Consider the following 17711-nt stretch of genomic DNA (forward strand, 5'->3'; position numbering starts at 1 on the left):
CCCAAACAAAATAAGGCCAGAGCAGGATTGTTTCCAAAATGAGCCCCGATTATCTCCACCCCCTCCGACCAGCAATTGCGGGAATCGCCTGCATTTTTGCGGCTTCATTCGCTTCGGCAGAATCAGCCCATGGCATAGCTATGTATGGCGACCCGGCACTACCACCGGATTTTGTGTCGCTACCCTACGCAAATCCCGATGCGCCCAAGGGCGGAAAGGTCGTATTTGGAAATACCGGCGGCTATAACAGTTTGAACCCGTTTGTGCAAAAAGGCACGTCACCCTGGCAGCTGCGATTTTGGACCCATGAAAGCCTGATGGGCCGGTCCTGGGACGAACCTTTCACTCTTTACGGGTTGTTAGCCGAATCAGTTGAGACAGATTCGGACCGCACTTGGGTCGAATTCACTTTGCGTGAAAACGCACGATTCTCGGATGGCGCACCAGTCACTGTCGAAGATGTTATCTGGTCGTATGAGACGCTGGGTACCGAAGGCCACCTGCGGTATCGCGGGCTGTGGGGCAAGATCAATAGCATTGAACAGACCGGCCCACGCAGTGTCCGGATCAGCTTTAATGAACCCGATCGCGAGCTGGCCCTGATCGCCGGCATGCGCCCTATCCTGCAAAAGGCGCAATGGGAGAGGAAATCGTTCGCGGACGCTCAGTTGCAAGATATACCCATCGGATCAGGACCCTACGTGATCGATGATTACGAAGCTGGCCGCTATGTAAACCTACGCCGCAATCCTGACTACTGGGGTGCCAATATCCCCTACCGCAAGGGCACAATGAATCTGGATGACATGCGGATCGAATTCTATGGTGACGGCACCGTTGCCTTCGAAGCATTCAAGGCAGGCGAACTTTCAGCCGTGCGCGAGTTTAACGCGGACAAATGGAACACTCAGTATAGTTTCCCGGCGGCGCAACGCGGTGATGTTGTAAAGACCGAAATCCCGCATCAAAAACCTTCGGGCATGACCGGTTTTGTCATGAACACCCGTAAGGCCCCTTTTGACGACTGGCGCGTTCGCGAAGCGTTGACCCTGGCGTTCAACTTTGAATTCATCAACGACACCATCACAGGCGGCGCGCAACCCAGAATTACGTCCTATTTCTCAGGCTCCGAGTTGGGCATGCAACCCGGCGCGGCCACCGGTCGCGTCGCAGATCTTCTGCAACCTTATGCCGCCGAGCTGGCGCCGGGTACCATTGAGGGGTATGAATTGCCCGCGGGTGATGGAACCGAACGCAACCGGAGCAATATCCGCAAGGCGCTAAAACTGCTGGAAGAGGCAGGCTGGACAATTCAGGACGGTCAGCTTCGCAATGCCGATGGCAAACCGTTTGAAATCGACCTTGTCATCAGCCAGGGCAGCCTGAATGTGGTGCAGGATGTCGGTGTGATCGCGGAAATCTATGCACGCGCGTTGGAGCGCCTGGGCATTCAACTGACCGTCGAAAAAGTTGACGACGCGCAGTACACCTCGCGTATCGACGCGCAAGACTTCGACATGACGCCCTTCCGCCGCGCCCTTTCGCTGTCGCCCGGCAACGAACAACGCCTGTATTGGGGCAGCGAAAACGCCGACACTCCGGGGACTAGGAATGTCATGGGGCTGACCTCTCCTGCCGTTGACGGATTGATCGATGCAATGCTGGCCTCGGAAAGCCACGAGGATTTTGTGGCCGCTACCCGCGCGTTGGACCGCGTACTAACCGCTGGCCGTTACGTCATTCCGATCTGGAGCTTCGATGTCGGCCGCATCGCCCACGTGAAGGAGTTGAAGCAACCTGCCTCGCTTCCGATTTATGGAGATGGCCCCGAATACATGCCGCAGGTCTGGTGGTACGAGGACTGACAAGACTGCGGGACTTTTAGTTCAGCGCAATTCCGGGCCTAAAACTGGTTGATCCAGCAATGGCACGGCGACAGGGCAGATTCCCAGCCATAAGCGATTTTCGGCTGAACCCGTCACAAACTGTGACCAATACCAGAGCTTGTGGGTCGCGGAACCATTCGCGCCTACTGGTACACAAGTTGCACAAGTATTGCTTATCCGGTCAAAATCATCGCAAGGGGCTTTACGGACTCGTGGCACGGACTATACGTTGTACATATCCCGATGAATATCTTAGTGCAGATAATTGCAGCATTTTTCGGGTACGTGATACTGTACTGGCTGTTTAAGTCAGAAGAACAACGGACCGGCCGCCACTCACTAAAACAGCAGGTCCGTCGGCCCGTTGCGGTTTAGCCGCAGCGGGTTTTTGCCTTTGGTTTCCGTAACGGCAACCTGCGACATTTTGTCATGTCCGCATTATCCCCCCACACTCCGTACGCTAATACCGGGGAGAGCAATCCTGGAACCGAATAAAGGGAAGGCTCGTAGATGTTGAACTGGGCTGATCTGACGCAAGACTGGGGTGCGTCTTATGCGCGTGCAAAACGCAGATTTCCAAACCTGCGGGACAGGGACATGGCGCGCGTTGGTGAAGATCGTAAGCAGTTCGAAGCATATCTGGCCGAACGTCACCATCTGACTGTTAATGAAGCCCGGGAAGAGCTTGAGGATTTCCTGTATACCGAAGCGTTGAACCGCGAAGTTGCGCAAACCTTAAGTAAGTGACGTCACCCAAAGGATCGTGGCGTCCTCGTCACTAACCGAAATTACATTGTGCCCCATGCTACCGTCATAATAGGCGCTATCGCCCCGGCGCATCTCGACTGGTTCATAAAATTCGGTGAACAGGCGCACCACGCCGGTCAGGACATACAAGAACTCCTCACCATCGTGACGTACCCATCCATCAAACTCTTCCATAGATCGTGCGCGCACTCGGGCACGATAGGGTAGCATCTGCTTTTTGGTAAGCGTTTCTGCCAGCAGTTCATGCTCATAGGTTGTGGTCGCGTGCGCAGCCCCCGCGCCCATTTTGGTCACCGCCATTCGGCCTATGACCTGATCACGCTGGGGCGGAGTGAACAGCTGAGGCACCGAAATTTCCAGCCCTATCGCCAGCTTCTTCAACGCATCATAAGTCGGCGACATCTGACCGTTTTCGATCTTGCTAAGTGTCGACCTTGCCAACCCGGCCTGGTTGGCCGCCTGTTCCAGCGTCCAGTTTCGGGCTTTGCGCAGCTCACGCACACGCGCGCCCAGATCGACGGGCTCAAGCTCGGTATTAATACCATTGTCGCGGGCAATTCTGACGATGGACTTATGATCATTCTTGCTCATGCGTCTTTCTATAGGGGCAGCATGCTCTGCTTGCAACGCGCCGTGCGCAGCTGTAGCCAGTTCCCATGTTGTCGATCTTTGATCAGGGACCACCGCCGCCCTGCCCGCGCCCATTCAATCTTGCCGCGCATGTCCTGCGTCATGCCCAAAGCTATTCGGAAAAAACCGCTCTATCTGTGCTTGGGCAGAACAGCGCAGTCGACTGGACCTACAGAGAGCTGAATGCAGCGATCCTGGGAACAGGAACCGGCTTGCTTCAGAGCGGCCTCAAGCCCGGCAACATCATTTTGATGCGACTTGGCAATACAGTCGATTTCCCAATCGCATATCTTGGAGCAATCGCCGTTGGGCTGGTTCCAGTTCCAACCTCATCGCAACTGACAGACGCGGAAACCGTCAAGATCATCGACGATCTGAATCCTGCCGCCGTTTTGCGCGATCCGCAGGTCGCCTGCGCCGATCACTCCAACCAAATACGGCTGGATGAGCTTGTCGGAATGCGAACGCTGCCGCCAGCGGAGTTTGCAATGGGTGACCCCGAGCGATTGGCCTATGTTGTCTATACTTCGGGCACTTCAGGCAAACCCCGCGCTGTCGCCCACGCGCATCGCGCCATCTGGGCGCGGCAAATGATGGTGGATGGCTGGTACGGTCTGCAATCTTCGGATCGATTGTGCCACGCCGGAGCATTCAACTGGACCTATACTCTGGGTACCGGGTTGATGGACCCGTGGACCATCGGCGCAACGGCACTGATTCCAGAGCCGGGAACAAACATCCGAGATCTGCCCACCCTGCTGACCCAACAACGCGCCACGATTTTTGCAGCTGCCCCCGGGGTCTTTCGGAAGATCATGCAAGGCAATCAGCGACTAGACTTACCTGATCTGCGCCATGGCCTCTGCGCCGGAGAAAAGCTCTCACGTCACCTGCACGACAAGTGGGTGCGGTCCACCGGAACAGAACTATACGAAGCATATGGTATGTCGGAATGTTCGACCTTCATTTCGTCCAGCCCCAGCCACCCGGCGCGCGGTGAGGCGTTGGGTCAGCCGCAACCCGGGCGCCGGGTGGCCATTGTTGGTCCCGACGGCCCGGTTCCGCAGGGACAAGAAGGCACGATTGCAATTCACCGTGACGATCCGGGCCTTATGTTGACTTACCTGAACGCACCCGAAGAGGCCGACGCACGTATCGCTGGGAACTGGTTCCTGACAGGTGATCAGGGTGCGATGTCCGCAGACGGGCAGATCACTTATATGGGCCGCGACGATGACATGATGAACGCAGGCGGGTACCGGGTTTCCCCGGTCGAAGTTGAGGCTGCCTTGTCGAACCACCCAGGTATCACGCAGGTTGGCGCCGCGTCGGTTGAGGTTAAACAAGACAGCTCGATCATTGTTGCATTCTACACCGGCCCCGAGGAACTAGACGCGGAGACGTTGCACGCCTATGTGTCTGACAAGCTGGCGCGCTACAAACAACCGCGGGCCTTTGTCCATCTGTCCGAACTGCCCACTGGGGGCAACGGCAAACTCCTGCGCCGCGCCCTGCCGGCCTATTTCAAGGCAACGTCCGAATGACACAGACCGTTAAGCTTGATATCATGTCCGACCCGATCTGCCCCTGGTGCTATATCGGCAAGACCCATTTAGACAAGGCGCTTGCCGAAATCCCGAACCATCCGTTCGTGATCGAATGGCATCCTTTTCAATTGAACCCGGATATGCCCGATGCAGGGATGGACCGGCGTGAGTATCTGGAGCGTAAGTTTGGCGGCAAAGACGGCGCTGTTCGCGCCTATGCACCGGTCGTCGAGCACGCCAAGAACGCTGGTCTGAAGATCGATTTCGAGGGCATGAAACGTACGCCAAATACGCTGGACGCACACCGACTGATCCATTGGGCCGGTATAGAGGGCAAGCAGAACGCCGTGGTCGATGCCCTGTTCAACGCATATTTCGTCGAAGCACGCGACATCGGAGATCGAGAAGTTCTGGCCGATATCGCAGACAGCGTTGGCATGGACGCGGCAGTCGTGATGAAATTGCTGCAATCGGAATCCGATCGCGAAGACATAAGAACCCGCGACAGCCATTCTCGCGAGATGGGCGTGAATTCGGTTCCCACTTTCATTGTGGCGAACCAACACGCCGTTCCTGGCGCACAACCCCCTGAATTATGGGGAAAAGTTATATCCGAGATCATGTCTCAGATTGAGGCTTCCTCTGCAGAATAGCACAGACCCCTGTGCATTTCTGATCTAGTCCGTTCCTCGGCACCGTGATAGCGCTGCTGGGAAGGAGCTCCCCATGACCAATCGCATGTCCCGGGGCGAATTCATTGCGCTGGTCGCGATGATGTTCGCCACGATTGCCTTTTCGATCGACTCAATGCTGCCCGCTCTGCCCGAAATCGGTAATGAGCTTAGCCCCAATGACATGAACAAAGCGCAACTGATTTTGACATCTTTTGTGCTGGGCATGGGTATCGGGACGTTTTTCACGGGCCCGATTTCGGATGCCGTTGGACGCAAACCGGTTATCTATGGAGGCGTTGCCCTCTATATCCTGGCGTCGGCAGTTGCCTGGGCCAGTTCTTCGCTCGAGCTGGTATTGGCTGCGCGGGTTGTTCAAGGCCTCGGCGCTGCTGGCCCTCGAGTTGTGGCGATGGCGATCATTCGGGACCTCTATGCGGGACGCGAGATGGCGCGCATCATCTCGATTGCCATGATGATCTTCACGTTGGTTCCGGCCGCAGCACCCTTGCTTGGTGCAGGTGTTATCGCTTTGGTTGGATGGCGCGGGATATTCGTATCCTTCATGCTTTTTGCTTCAATCATCGTAGTTTGGATGGCAACGCGGTTGCCCGAGTCTCTGGCTCCTGAAAATCGCCGCCCCTTTCGACTGCCATTAATGATCGCAGCTGTGAAGGAGATGATGACCCATCCCACCGTGCGACTTTCAATCCTTGTGCAGACGTTGTGTATGGGATTGCTGTTTACCATGCTGACAATGGTGCAACCGGTTTTTGACGTCATACATGACCGAGCTGAGAGCTTTCCGTTCTGGTTCGGCTTTGTGGCGCTGATCTCGGGCTCGGCCAGTCTGTTGAATGCCGCGCTCGTTGTTCGCCTCGGCATGCGCCGGATCGTGACCTGGGCCCTTGGTGCGCAGATCATTATCACCACATGCGTAATTGTCCTGAACGCGATGCCATTGTCCCCGGACGCCTCATTCGCGTTGTTCGTGACGTGGCAAACCACCGTATTCTTCATGGCAGGCGTTACCATGGGCAACCTGAACGCCATCGCGATGGAACCGATGGGCCATATCGCGGGAATGGCCGCCTCAGTGATTGGGTCTATCGCCACGGTTCTGGCTGCGGCAATCGCCGCACCCGTGGGCTTGCTATTTGATGGATCGATTACGCCTTTGACGACAGGGGTGTTGATCATGTGCATTCTGGGCTTCGGCCTGATGCTGCATATGGGTCGGATCGAAAATCGACTGCCTGCCTGATCTGTGCAGACCTTCTGAAACGCGTTAAGCTCCTGCCAATTGTTTGGGAGGGGTTTTATGCGCGACTATTATGATCTTGGCACCTATTCCTGTGCCGTCACCACTGCGTCGGCTGAGGCGCAGCTGTGGTTCGATCGCGGACTAGTCTGGACATATGGCTATAACCATGACGAGGCGGTCGCCTGTTTTCAGAAGGCCGCAGACGCTGACCCCGACTGCGCCATGGCCCATTGGGGCGTCGCCTATGCGGCGGGGCCGAACTACAACCTGCCATGGGATCTGCGTGACGATCAGGGACAGACCAAATCACTGGCGATTGCCTATGACGCTACACAAAAAGCTATGGCCCTTTTGGAGATGTGCACACCGGTTGAACAGGCCCTGATCCGTGCGCTGCCAGCCCGTTACCCACAGCGTGATCCGATTGAGGATATGCACACCTGGGATTACGACTATGCCGACGCGATGCGCGCAGCATTTTCTGAGCAGCCCGGCAATCTGGATCTGCGCACTATCTATGTCGAGGCATTGATGAACCTTACGCCCTGGCAGATGTGGAACCTGAAAACCGGACAACCTGCCGAGGGCGCGGCCACGCTTGAGGCGCAACAGGCATTGGAAAAAGCGATGGCTGATGATCCTGATGCGATGTCTCATCCCGGCCTGTTGCACCTCTATGTCCACCTGATGGAGATGTCGCCGACCCCGGAAAAGGCTCTGCAAGCGGGGGATATTCTGCGCACGCTGGTTCCGGATGCGGGGCATCTGGTACATATGCCAACGCATATCGACGTGCAGTGCGGCCATTATCACAACGTCGTCTATTGGAATGAACAGGCTTCGGTCGCTGATTTGAAGTATTATGAGCGCGAAGGCGCGTTCAATATCTACACCGGCTATCGTCAACACAATTACCATTTTGCAATCTACGGTGCATTATTTCTGGGTCAGATGGAGCCCGCCCTGCGCGCCAATCAAGGCCTGTGGGACACCACACCCGAGGAAATGCTGCGGATCGAAAGCCCGCCCATGGCGGATTATTTCGAAAGTTATATGTCCATGGGTCCGCATATCCTGATCCGCTTTGGCCGCTGGGAAGAGGCTAAGGCGTTGGATCTTCCCGACGATCCGGACCTCTATCGTACGCTCACGGCAACAACACACTATGCCCGCGCCATCGCCCATGCGGCCACGGATGAGGTCGCGCAGGCCGAAGCTGAAGAGCAACTGTTCCTTGCCGCTAAAACCTGCGTGCCCGAAACACGCAGGCTGCACAATAACCGTGTCATCGACCTTCTTGAAATTGCTGCGGAAATGCTGCGCGGAGAAATCGAATATCGTAAGGGCAACTACGATATTTCATATGCCCATCTGCGTCGGTCGGTCGAGTTGGACGACACATTGCCTTATGACGAACCATGGGGCTGGATGCAGCCCACACGCCACGCGCTTGGGGCTTTGTTATTTGAACAGGGCCACGTCGCCGAGGCCGAGGCCGTCTATCGAGAGGATCTGGGCCTGGCAGGAGCGCTCGGCCGTGCCTCGATCCACCCCGACAATGTCTGGAGCCTTAAAGGGCTACGCGATTGCCTGAAAGAGCGTGGAGAGGCCATAGAAATCAAACAGATTCAACAACGTCTTGATCTTGCGCTCGCGCGTGCGGACAGGGCTGTTGGTGCATCCTGTTTTTGTGCGCAAGCCGCGATGCGAGCCGCCGAATGAATGCACTGTCATTGGCTCTTGCTTTGGTATTGTGTGGTCCCGCATATGCGCAACGGCAGACATTTCCTCCAGTGGATCAAGCAGAACAAGACCCCACCCTGCTAAAGTTCAGGTCCGATCTGCTTGCAAAAATCGAGGCGCGCGATACCGAGGCCGTGGTGGCTGCCTCATGTCCCGATATTTATCTAAGCCATGGCAGCAATGGCGGACCGGACGAATTCCGAATAAACCTAACTGTGCCGCCCGATCAGCTGAGCGAAGAGTTCAGAGACGAAGCTGACGAACTGCGCGAAGCCTATTGGACAGATTTATACGAAACGCTGTCGCAGCCAGGTTACTTTGACGAACAGGGTGAGTTCTGGATGCCAACACATTGGCAAATCGCCCTGCCCGCTTCCTTGGATCCGTTCACCGCATATTTCGTGGCCGCTGAACAGGTAACGCTGCGCCAATCCCCGTCGCGCGGTGGCCCGATTGTTGGTTTGATCAGCCACGAGGTTGTCATTGTTCCTGACTATCAAACCGATGAAACCTATCAGAAAATTCGACTGACGGATGGAACCACAGGCTACATGCACGGCGACTTTCTGACATCTATGGTTGGGTATCGCGCTGCTTTGGTGAAATCCGAAGCGGGCGATTGGCAGCTTTGCACCTTTGTGACCGGGGACTAGGCTTTTGCCTTTTTCTTCTCAGCCATAACCTTTTCGGCCAGATCGCGCGCGATCGCAAACGCGCCCTTGATCTTGTCGCTGTCCTTTTTCCAGTCGCGCCGGACAACGATCTTGTTGTCCTTGACCTTGGCCAATCCACGCTGGTTCTGGATGAACTCGGCCAACCCCTGAGGGGAAGCGAACTTGTCATTATGGAACTGGATCGTCGCGCCTTTAGGTCCGCCATCCAGCTTGGCAATCCCTGCCCGTTTACACATCGCCTTGATACGTACGACCAACATCAGTGTATTCACCTCTTTCGGCAAAGTGCCGAAACGGTCGATCAATTCAGCAGCGAAGCCTTCCAGCTCGACCTTCGTCGACAATGACGACAGGCGGCGATAGAGACCAAGGCGCACATCCAGATCGGGCACGTAATCCTCGGGGATCAGAACCGGGACACCTAGGTTGATCTGCGGGGCCCATTGGTCGTCGGCATCCGACAGCCCTTCCATCTCGCCGGCTTTGATCTTAGCAATCGCCTCTTCCAGCATCGACTGATAGAGTTCATAGCCCACGTCGCGCATCTGGCCGGACTGCTCTTCACCCAGCAGATTACCGGCCCCACGAATATCCAAATCCTGTGATGCCAGCGTAAATCCAGCCCCCAGCGTATCCAATGAGCCCAGAACCCGCAGGCGTTTCTCGGCCGTTGCCGTCAGGCGTGCGCGCGGTTTGGTGGTCAGATAGGCATAAGCGCGGGTTTTCGAACGCCCCACTCGACCCCGGATCTGATAGAGTTGTGCGAGGCCGAACATGTCCGCGCGATGCACCACCATCGTGTTGGCGGTCGGAATATCCAACCCGCTTTCGACAATAGTGGTCGCCAGCAACACGTCGTACCTGCCGTCGTAGAAGGCGTTCATCCTGTCATCCAGCTCACCCGCTGCCATCTGCCCATGGGCGACCACATAGGTCAGCTCCGGCAGTTGTTCTTTGAGGAATTCCTCGATCTCGGGCAGGTCCGAAATACGTGGAACCACATAGAAGCTCTGCCCACCTCGATAATGTTCACGCAGAAGTGCCTCGCGGATGGTGACGGCATCGAACTCGCTGACATAGGTGCGGATGGCAAGGCGATCGATGGGTGGGGTGCCAATGATCGACAGATCGCGCACTCCGGTCAGAGACAGCTGCAGCGTCCGCGGGATCGGCGTTGCGGTCAGGGTCAGGACGTGTACGTCCGAGCGCAGCTGTTTCAACCGTTCTTTGTGACCCACGCCGAAATGCTGTTCCTCGTCGATGATCAACAAACCAAGATTGTTGAACCGTATCCCTTTGGCCAACAGCGCATGTGTTCCGATCACGATATCCACAGTGCCTCGTGCCAGCCCGTCGCGAGTTTGTTGCGCCTCCTTTGCCGACACAAAGCGCGATAATTGCCGAACCTCCAGCGGGAAGCCCCGGAAGCGTTCCTTGAAGGACGCTGCGTGTTGGCGTGCGAGCAACGTGGTCGGCGCGACTATGGCGACCTGCACGCCTGACATGGCTGCGACAAAGGCTGCGCGCATGGCGACTTCGGTCTTGCCGAACCCAACGTCGCCGCAAATCAGGCGATCCATCGGCGCGCCGGAGTGCATGTCCTCCATCACCTCGGAAATGGCACGCAACTGATCGTCGGTCTCCTGATACGGGAAACGCGCGCTGAACTCCTCCCACGCGTGGGGCGGCGGGTCCATCACCGGGGCCTTGCGCAAAGCACGCTCAGCGGCGATGCGGATCAGCTTGTCCGCCATCTCGCGAATGCGCTCTTTCAGCTTGGCCTTCTTGGCTTGCCACGCGCCACCGCCCAAACGATCTAGCAGCCCCTCGTCATGGCCGTATTTCGACAGCAACTCAATGTTTTCAACCGGCAGATAGAGCTTTGACTGTTCCGCATACTCCAGCAGCAGGCATTCATGCGCAGCACCGGCGGCGGTGACGACCTCCATCCCCATGTAGCGACCAATGCCGTGGTCTACATGCACCACCAGATCGCCGGGGCTGAGGGATTGGGTCTCGGTCAGAAAGTTCTCGGCCTTGCGGCGTTTCTTGGGTTGGCGGATCAGACGGTCACCCAGCACGTCCTGCTCAGCGATCACCGTCAAATCAGGCGTTTCAAACCCATGCTCCAATGCCCAAACGGCCAGATGCAACCCGCGCTTCCCAACTCGCGTGCCATCGGTCACTGGGATCGCCTCGGCGAGACCCTCGTCCTCGATCAATCCGGTCAAACGCTCGCGCGCGCCTTCTGAATAGGAGGCAATGAGGACAGGGCCTTTGTCCATCTTGTCGGTGATGTGGCTGGCGAGAGCACCAAATAGGCTGATGCTTTCCTGCTGGCGTTCCGGGGCAAAGTTTCGCCCGATCCGACCACCTGCATCAATCACACCCGGTCCGCTGGCCTGCGGCAGTGGACTGAACTGCAACACTCGCCGGTCGCCAACCGCCTTTTCCCATGCAGCATCGTCCAGATAAAGCAGCCCAGGAGGCGTCGGCTTATACACAGTATCCATGCGCGAGCGGTTTTCCAGCGCCAGCTTTCGCGTCTCATACTGATCAGCAATCGAATCCCACCGCGCCAACCGCGCTGGTGTGACCTGATCATCAAGTGAGATTGTTGCACCCGGCAAGTAATCGAACAGCGTCTCAAGCTTTTCATGAAAGAACGGCAACCAGTGTTCGATACCCTGATGTTTACGGCCAGCGCTGACGGCCTCATACAACGGGTCATCCGTGCCCGCTGCGCCGAATTCGATGCGGTAGTTCTGGCGAAATCGGGTGATGGCGGCTTCGTCCAGAATAACTTCGGACACTGGGGCAAGCTCGACCACATCAAGCTTTTCTGTCGTGCGCTGCGAGACAGGATCGAACCGGCGCGCGCCATCCAGAACATCTCCAAACAGGTCCAGCCGAACCGGGCCACTTTCGCCCGGTGGAAAGATATCAATGATACCCCCGCGGATCGCATAATCTCCGGGCTCCATAACAGTCGGACTTTGGGTGAAGCCCATGCGCACCAGAAAGTTCCTCAGCGCTTCTTCATCTATGCGCTGATCTACGCGGGCGGTAAACGCGGCCTCGCGTAGAATCGCGCGGGCCGGAACCCGCTGTGTTGCTGCATTAAGCGTCGTCAACAGCACAAACTGCTCTGGCATCTGATGTACTAGTGCGGCCAATGTCGCCAAGCGCGCAGCAGAGATATCCGCATTGGGCGACACACGATCATAAGGCAGGCAATCCCAGCCCGGAAAAACGAACACCGGCATGTGAGGGGCAAAAAAAGCCAGCGCCGCCCGCATCGCCTCCATCCGTTTGTCATCGCGCGCGACATGACAGACCGGACCACCCGAGCGGACTATCTCATTCAGCACCAGCTGTGCGTCAAACCCTTCAGGAGCACCGCCGACTGTAACGTGGTTCGGAGCCTTCATCATGCTGCCTCTTTGATATCACCAGCCCAGAACGCCAGTTGTAAAGTTCTGATACATGCCCCAAAACGAAGTGACCAATATAGAGATCATTCCGATGATCTGAGTATAGACCCGGCACCGGCCCAGATTCTTGGCAACGTTTTCCAACGTCAGCTCTTGTTGTCTCATTTTTTTTGCGGTCGATATATTGATGAGCATGACAAAGCACATCGGGCACATCAGCAAGAACACAGCTTGCGCGAATTCAAGCCCGTAAAAGAAACCCATTGTTGCCAACCCGGTCAGCACGAAACAACAGATCGCAAATATCGCAAGACCAGAAGTCTCGACAATATACAAAACGCGATTCGTGTTGATCCTGGCAATGTCCAACAAATCCTGTTCTGACTGGCCACCGGAACGGCGCGCCCGTGCCACCAGATCGTGGGGCACGCCAATCGACCAATGGCTGGCAGAAGACCAAAGAACAGCCAACCCAATCCAATACCACAGATTCGAAAAGCTTCGCATATCGATGATTTCAAATATCGAAGTGTAAATGTCCAAGCGTCTGCCCTTTATTCAACGTCCGCAGGGACCGTCATCGACTGGATGCGTCCATTGTTACCCTTGAGACCACCGGGAATTCATGCCACCCAATGCGCGATTGTTCAAGGAGAGTGCGCCATGAAACCGACCATCGCCCCCTATCCACTGACGCGGTTCCGCCGGGCCCGTCAATCCGAGGCGATCCGGGGGTTGGTGCGCGAGAACACCCTGACTGTCGATGACTTTATCTGGCCGATTTTTGTGCGCGATGGTGAAGGGATTGAAGAGCCCGTGCCCTCCATGCCCGGGGTTAAGCGTCGTTCGGTTGATTTGATCGCCAAGGCAGCTAGCGAGGCACAGGCACTCGGAATACCGGCTATCTGTATATTCCCATACACCGATCCCGCGCTGAAAACCGAAGATTGTGCCGAAGCGTGGAACCCCGACAACTTGTCTAATCGCGCTATTCGGGCGGCCAAAGAAGCGGCACCAGATATCGCTGTAATGACCGATGTGGCGCTGGATCCCTACAACATCAACGGCCACGACGGCTATGTTGTGGATGGCGAAATTGTGAATGATCAGACGGTCGAAGCGCTGGTTAAAATGACTCTGGCGCAAGCCGAAGCCGGTGCTGATATTATCGGCCCTTCAGACATGATGGATGGACGGATTGGAGCAATGCGTAGTGCGCTTGAGGCGGCAGGGCATCACAACGTCATGATCCTCAGCTACGCCGCCAAATATGCCAGCGCGTTTTACGGCCCGTTCCGTGACGCCGTTGGGGCCTCGGGCGCACTGATCGGGGACAAGAAGACCTATCAGATGGATCCCGCAAACTCGAACGAGGCGCTGCGTCTGATCGAACGCGACCTGACTGAAGGTGCAGATATGGTCATGATCAAGCCAGGGATGCCCTACTTGGATATTTGCCGCCGGGTAAAAGACAGCTTTGGCGCGCCGACTTACGCATATCAGGTCTCGGGCGAATACGCTATGATACAGGCGGCAGCCCAAAACGGCTGGATCGACGGCGAAAAGGTGATGCTTGAAAGCCTGCTGGCTTTCAAACGCGCGGGGTGTGATGGCATTCTGACGTATTTTGCGCCAGAAGCCGCGCGCATTCTGAACGGCTAACACCTCAGATTGTCGCGATATTTCGCCGATCTACCGCATATGCAGCACAGCTTTCCCGTGACAGGCGGGCGCAATCGGCGTATTCTTGCAAACAAGATCGGGAAGACCCGACAAATCAGGCACATACATAGAGACAGAGAAACATGAGCAGCTCAAACTCCCTCCGACTAAGCCGTCGCGGCTTTGCATTTGGCATGGCCGGACTGACGCTAACAGCCGCCTGCGGCAATGGCGTCGGGAATTCCAATGCGGTGGCGCTTGATGCCCGTGTTGATGCGACGCTAAACGAAATGTACAGCAAATACCCTAATACCGTTGATATCGCCAACAAGGCTAACGGGATGCTGGTCATGCCATTGATCACCGACGCCGGGTTAATCTTCTTCGGTGGTGCCTATGGTCAGGGTGCGCTGCGCATTCAGGGTGCTACAGTTGATTACTATTCGGCCATATCCGGCACGGCGGGCCTACAGATCGGCGCACAACAATATGCACATGTTCTATTCTTCATGACCGAGGAGGCGCTGAATGACTTCCGCCGATCCAGCGGTTGGACCGCAGGCGCCGATATCGGATATGTCGTTGACGCAACCGGTGAGTCGCTTTCGACAGATACCAATCAATTGGGCAAACCCGTGCTGGCAGCGGTCTTTGGGCAGGCGGGTCTGAAATTCGGTGCAACCATAGAAGGCACCAAATACACCCGCATTATTCCCTGATTTACGAGCCCCCCCTTCCCCCTCAGAGAAGCCCTGCTACATCTTGTGGCAGGGCTTTTAGATTTTATGGATTTCACACATATTCCTGTGGCATTCCTCTTTCGGTCCGGATGGGCTTCCAGTAACCTCTGCGCAAACGAATATACAGATTTCTTGGGGGACAGATGGGTCTGGTCTTTCGCTGGCTGGTGAGAATTACGACGGGCCTGATCCTGCTTTTGGTCGCAGCAATTGGGCTGATCTATTTTCTGGCCAGCCAATCCCTGCCCGAATATGATCAAACCCTTGAAGTTGAAGGGATTACCGCTCCCGTCGAGATCGTCCGCGACACCGCGAACGTACCACATGTCATGGGCCAGTCCGACCCGGATGTATTCTTTGGCCTTGGATATGCCCATGCGCAGGACCGGCTTTGGCAAATGACCGTTCTGCGCCGGACCGTACAGGGCCGATTGTCCGAAATATTCGGCCAGCGAACAGTCCATATCGACAAGCTCTTGCGACGACTGGACCTTTATGGCCTTGCCCATCGATCTGTCGACGTACAAGACGATTACACGCTTGCCGCATTGCGCGCCTATTCTGCTGGAATTAACGCCCGGCTGACCGAAATAAACGAACAGGCGCTAGGTCGTGGCGCGCCCGAGATGTTCTTGTTCAACGCGCCAGTCCCGCCATGGCAGCCCGGCGACAGTCTGGCCATCATGAAACTGATGAGTTTGCAGTTGTCCGGCCACCTTGCGGATGAGGTTCTGCGTGCCCGAACTTCTCTGATATTGGACGACCCAGCACGTTTGGCTGACATTCTGCCCGACGTCCCTGGCCCCGGGATCGCTGCTCTGCCCGAATATGCTGCTCTGTTTCCGAACCTTCCGCGGTATGCGCAGGGAGCTTCGATGCCTGACACACCGCTGTCACCCTTCCCCCGGCGCGGATTGGCAGGGGCGTCAAATGCCTGGACCGCCGCGCCGTCTCGTTCGGCCAGCGGTGGCACCTTATTGGCCAACGACCCCCATCTGGGCTTCACCGCACCCGGCATCTGGTACCTGGCCCGGCTGGAGCTTGCTAAAGGCGGAGTTATTGGCGCGACGATCCCTGGGATTCCCGCGATTTCAGCCGGGCGAAGCGAGCGCTTGGGATGGGGTCTGACCTCATCTTATCTGGACGATCAGGACGTCCATATCGAACAGTTGAACCCAGACAACCCAGAAGAATACCTGACCCCAGACGGATATAAGCGCTTCCAAACCCGGCCTTCGATCATCGAGATTAAGGACGCGACCCCGATCACTTTGACCCTGCGTTGGACCGAGAACGGCCCCGTTCTGCCGGGCACGCATTACCATCTGGAAACCATTACGCCTCCGGGGCATGTGGCCTCCCTGTCATGGAGTGCGCTCAGTCCCCGCGACACCTCCATGAGTGCATCTTTGGCGCTGATGAATGCCGATACCGTTCGGCAGGCCATCAATATAGCTGAAGATTACATCGCGCCGTCACAGAACCTGTCATTGGTCGATCGAAACACGATCGGTTTGAAACTGATCGGTGCCATGCCCCGGCGAGACCTTAACAACCAAAGTCGTGGCCGTATTCCAACCCCCGGGTGGCTGGAACGAAACCGCTGGCAAGGTCGGTTGCCTTATGCGGACAACCCGGAATTTGTTGCTCCAGCCGGCGGCGTACTGGGCAATACAAATAACAAGATCATTGATCGCCCCTTCCCCGATCATGTCTCATATGAGTGGGGTGACACCCAGCGCGTTCACCGTTGGGAACGCCTGATGCAATCGCGCGAAGTGCACACCCGCGACAGCTTTATCGAGGCGCAGCTGGATACGGTCAGCTTTACGGCTCGATCCTTGTTGCCGCTGATCGGTGCTGATCTCTGGTTCACCGGAGAGTCCGCGCCTGAAGGCACACCGGAACGTCAGCGGCAAATCGCGCTGGATTTGCTGGCCAACTGGAATGGCGAGATGAATGAGCACCTACCCGAACCGTTGATCTACGCCGCCTGGCTGCGGGCACTGCAAATCCGTCTGATATCGGATGAGCTTGGCCCCTTGGCGGCGGAATACAAACATGTCGAACCATTGTTCATCGAGCGTGTCTACCGTGATATCGATGACGCTTCGGTCTGGTGCGACGTGCGTCAGAGCGCCCCGGCTGAGACATGCACAGACATGGCTCGGCTGGCGCTGGATGACGCAATCATCTGGATTTCGGAACGATATGGTTCAGCGCTGGAATCTTTGCGTTGGGGTGATGCCCATCAGGCGACCCACGACCACCCCGTGCTGGGCGAAGTACCGGTACTGCGTTTCTTCGTAAACATCCGCCAGTCGACCAGTGGCGGCGACAATACCTTGTTGCGCGGCCGCACTTCGGGCGAAGGTCCAGATCCATTCCAGAATGTGCACGGTGCAGGATATCGTGGCGTATATGATTTCGCCGATCCGGACAGTTCAGTATTCATCACGGCCACTGGTCAGTCTGGCCATTTTTTGTCGCGCTACTACGATGATCAGGCCCAGTTGTGGCGCCGGGGCGAATACATTCCCATGTCGTTGGATATCGGTCTTGCCCGCGCCGCGGCAGTTGGTGTGACCGTGCTCAACCCACGCTGACAGTATCGGCAATTCCCCGCCCCTTTTTACGTGCCGCGTGGACGTGGTTGATTGAATTCGCCTAAAATCAATGGGCCGTCGCATCG

At 56.5% G+C, this 17711-nt stretch carries 13 protein-coding genes; 10 read left to right on the forward strand and 3 right to left on the reverse strand.

Going from position 1 to position 17711, the window contains the following annotated elements:
• Positions 1-38 precede the first annotated feature (38 nt).
• The gene (locus ACR0KN_RS04060) at positions 39-1865 is read left to right on the forward strand and encodes an extracellular solute-binding protein (RefSeq protein WP_480651535.1); all 1827 of its coding nucleotides are present in this window, start codon (positions 39-41) and stop codon (positions 1863-1865) included.
• 531 nt (positions 1866-2396) lie between these two features.
• On the forward strand, positions 2397-2633 hold the full coding sequence (locus ACR0KN_RS04065) for a hypothetical protein (protein WP_010440325.1): 237 nt from the start codon (positions 2397-2399) through the stop codon (positions 2631-2633).
• Here the strand turns inward: ACR0KN_RS04065 and ACR0KN_RS04070 are convergent.
• On the reverse strand, positions 2622-3245 hold the full coding sequence (locus ACR0KN_RS04070; RefSeq protein ID WP_010440326.1) for a helix-turn-helix domain-containing protein: 624 nt from the start codon (positions 3243-3245) through the stop codon (positions 2622-2624). The genes ACR0KN_RS04065 and ACR0KN_RS04070 overlap by 12 nt on opposite strands.
• 65 nt (positions 3246-3310) lie before the next feature.
• Here ACR0KN_RS04070 and ACR0KN_RS04075 point away from each other — a divergent pair, with 65 nt between their 5' ends.
• From ACR0KN_RS04075 to ACR0KN_RS04095, 5 genes are all read left to right on the forward strand, one after another.
• The gene (locus ACR0KN_RS04075) at positions 3311-4828 is read left to right on the forward strand and encodes a class I adenylate-forming enzyme family protein (RefSeq protein ID WP_480651537.1); all 1518 of its coding nucleotides are present in this window, start codon (positions 3311-3313) and stop codon (positions 4826-4828) included.
• On the forward strand, positions 4825-5484 hold the full coding sequence (locus tag ACR0KN_RS04080; RefSeq protein ID WP_170540022.1) for a DsbA family oxidoreductase: 660 nt from the start codon (positions 4825-4827) through the stop codon (positions 5482-5484). The genes ACR0KN_RS04075 and ACR0KN_RS04080 overlap by 4 nt, the downstream gene beginning before the upstream one ends.
• 73 nt (positions 5485-5557) lie before the next feature.
• Positions 5558-6766, forward strand: coding sequence for a multidrug effflux MFS transporter (locus tag ACR0KN_RS04085; RefSeq protein WP_170540026.1), 1209 nt, complete (start codon positions 5558-5560; stop codon positions 6764-6766).
• Between the two features lie 57 nt (positions 6767-6823).
• Positions 6824-8488 carry a hypothetical protein gene (locus tag ACR0KN_RS04090; RefSeq protein ID WP_480651540.1) on the forward strand — a complete coding sequence of 555 codons (1665 nt, stop codon included), beginning with the start codon at positions 6824-6826 and terminating at the stop codon, positions 8486-8488.
• Entirely contained in the window at positions 8485-9162 is a 678-nt protein-coding gene (locus ACR0KN_RS04095) for an SH3 domain-containing protein (RefSeq protein WP_480651542.1), read from the forward strand. The genes ACR0KN_RS04090 and ACR0KN_RS04095 overlap by 4 nt, the downstream gene beginning before the upstream one ends.
• Here the strand turns inward: ACR0KN_RS04095 and mfd are convergent.
• Positions 9159-12614 carry a transcription-repair coupling factor gene (gene mfd / locus ACR0KN_RS04100; RefSeq protein ID WP_480651544.1) on the reverse strand — a complete coding sequence of 1152 codons (3456 nt, stop codon included), beginning with the start codon at positions 12612-12614 and terminating at the stop codon, positions 9159-9161. The two genes, ACR0KN_RS04095 and mfd, sit on opposite strands and share 4 nt — an antisense overlap.
• Positions 12615-12632: 18 nt before the next feature.
• Positions 12633-13160, reverse strand: coding sequence for a component of SufBCD complex (locus tag ACR0KN_RS04105; RefSeq protein ID WP_480651546.1), 528 nt, complete (start codon positions 13158-13160; stop codon positions 12633-12635).
• A 120-nt stretch (positions 13161-13280) separates the two neighbouring features.
• On the opposite strand from ACR0KN_RS04105, the gene hemB reads away from it, so the two are divergent.
• The 3 genes from hemB to ACR0KN_RS04120 all read left to right on the forward strand — a co-directional run bounded on the left by hemB (position 13281) and on the right by ACR0KN_RS04120 (position 17625).
• On the forward strand, positions 13281-14279 hold the full coding sequence (gene hemB / locus ACR0KN_RS04110) for a porphobilinogen synthase (RefSeq protein WP_480651548.1): 999 nt from the start codon (positions 13281-13283) through the stop codon (positions 14277-14279).
• 143 nt (positions 14280-14422) lie between these two features.
• Complete coding sequence (locus tag ACR0KN_RS04115; protein ID WP_480651550.1) at positions 14423-14998, forward strand: lipid-binding SYLF domain-containing protein; 576 nt, start codon at positions 14423-14425, stop codon at positions 14996-14998.
• A gap of 164 nt (positions 14999-15162) precedes the next feature.
• On the forward strand, positions 15163-17625 hold the full coding sequence (locus tag ACR0KN_RS04120) for a penicillin acylase family protein (protein ID WP_480651552.1): 2463 nt from the start codon (positions 15163-15165) through the stop codon (positions 17623-17625).
• Positions 17626-17711 lie beyond the last annotated feature (86 nt).

It is taken from the genome of Ruegeria sp. AP7 (assembly GCF_056539905.1).

Excerpts from the sequence above, each read along its gene's own strand:
- ACR0KN_RS04060 (WP_480651535.1), top strand. The coding sequence starts at position 39 with ATGAGCCCCGATTATCTCCACCCCCTCCGACCAGCAATTGCGGGAATC.
- ACR0KN_RS04065 (WP_010440325.1), top strand. The coding sequence starts at position 2,397 with ATGTTGAACTGGGCTGATCTGACGCAAGACTGGGGTGCGTCTTATGCG.
- ACR0KN_RS04070 (WP_010440326.1), bottom strand. The coding sequence starts at position 3,245 with ATGAGCAAGAATGATCATAAGTCCATCGTCAGAATTGCCCGCGACAAT.
- ACR0KN_RS04075 (WP_480651537.1), top strand. The coding sequence starts at position 3,311 with ATGTTGTCGATCTTTGATCAGGGACCACCGCCGCCCTGCCCGCGCCCA.
- ACR0KN_RS04080 (WP_170540022.1), top strand. The coding sequence starts at position 4,825 with ATGACACAGACCGTTAAGCTTGATATCATGTCCGACCCGATCTGCCCC.
- ACR0KN_RS04085 (WP_170540026.1), top strand. The coding sequence starts at position 5,558 with ATGACCAATCGCATGTCCCGGGGCGAATTCATTGCGCTGGTCGCGATG.
- ACR0KN_RS04090 (WP_480651540.1), top strand. The coding sequence starts at position 6,824 with ATGCGCGACTATTATGATCTTGGCACCTATTCCTGTGCCGTCACCACT.
- ACR0KN_RS04095 (WP_480651542.1), top strand. The coding sequence starts at position 8,485 with ATGAATGCACTGTCATTGGCTCTTGCTTTGGTATTGTGTGGTCCCGCA.
- mfd (WP_480651544.1), bottom strand. The coding sequence starts at position 12,614 with ATGAAGGCTCCGAACCACGTTACAGTCGGCGGTGCTCCTGAAGGGTTT.
- hemB (WP_480651548.1), top strand. The coding sequence starts at position 13,281 with ATGAAACCGACCATCGCCCCCTATCCACTGACGCGGTTCCGCCGGGCC.
- ACR0KN_RS04115 (WP_480651550.1), top strand. The coding sequence starts at position 14,423 with ATGAGCAGCTCAAACTCCCTCCGACTAAGCCGTCGCGGCTTTGCATTT.
- ACR0KN_RS04120 (WP_480651552.1), top strand. The coding sequence starts at position 15,163 with ATGGGTCTGGTCTTTCGCTGGCTGGTGAGAATTACGACGGGCCTGATC.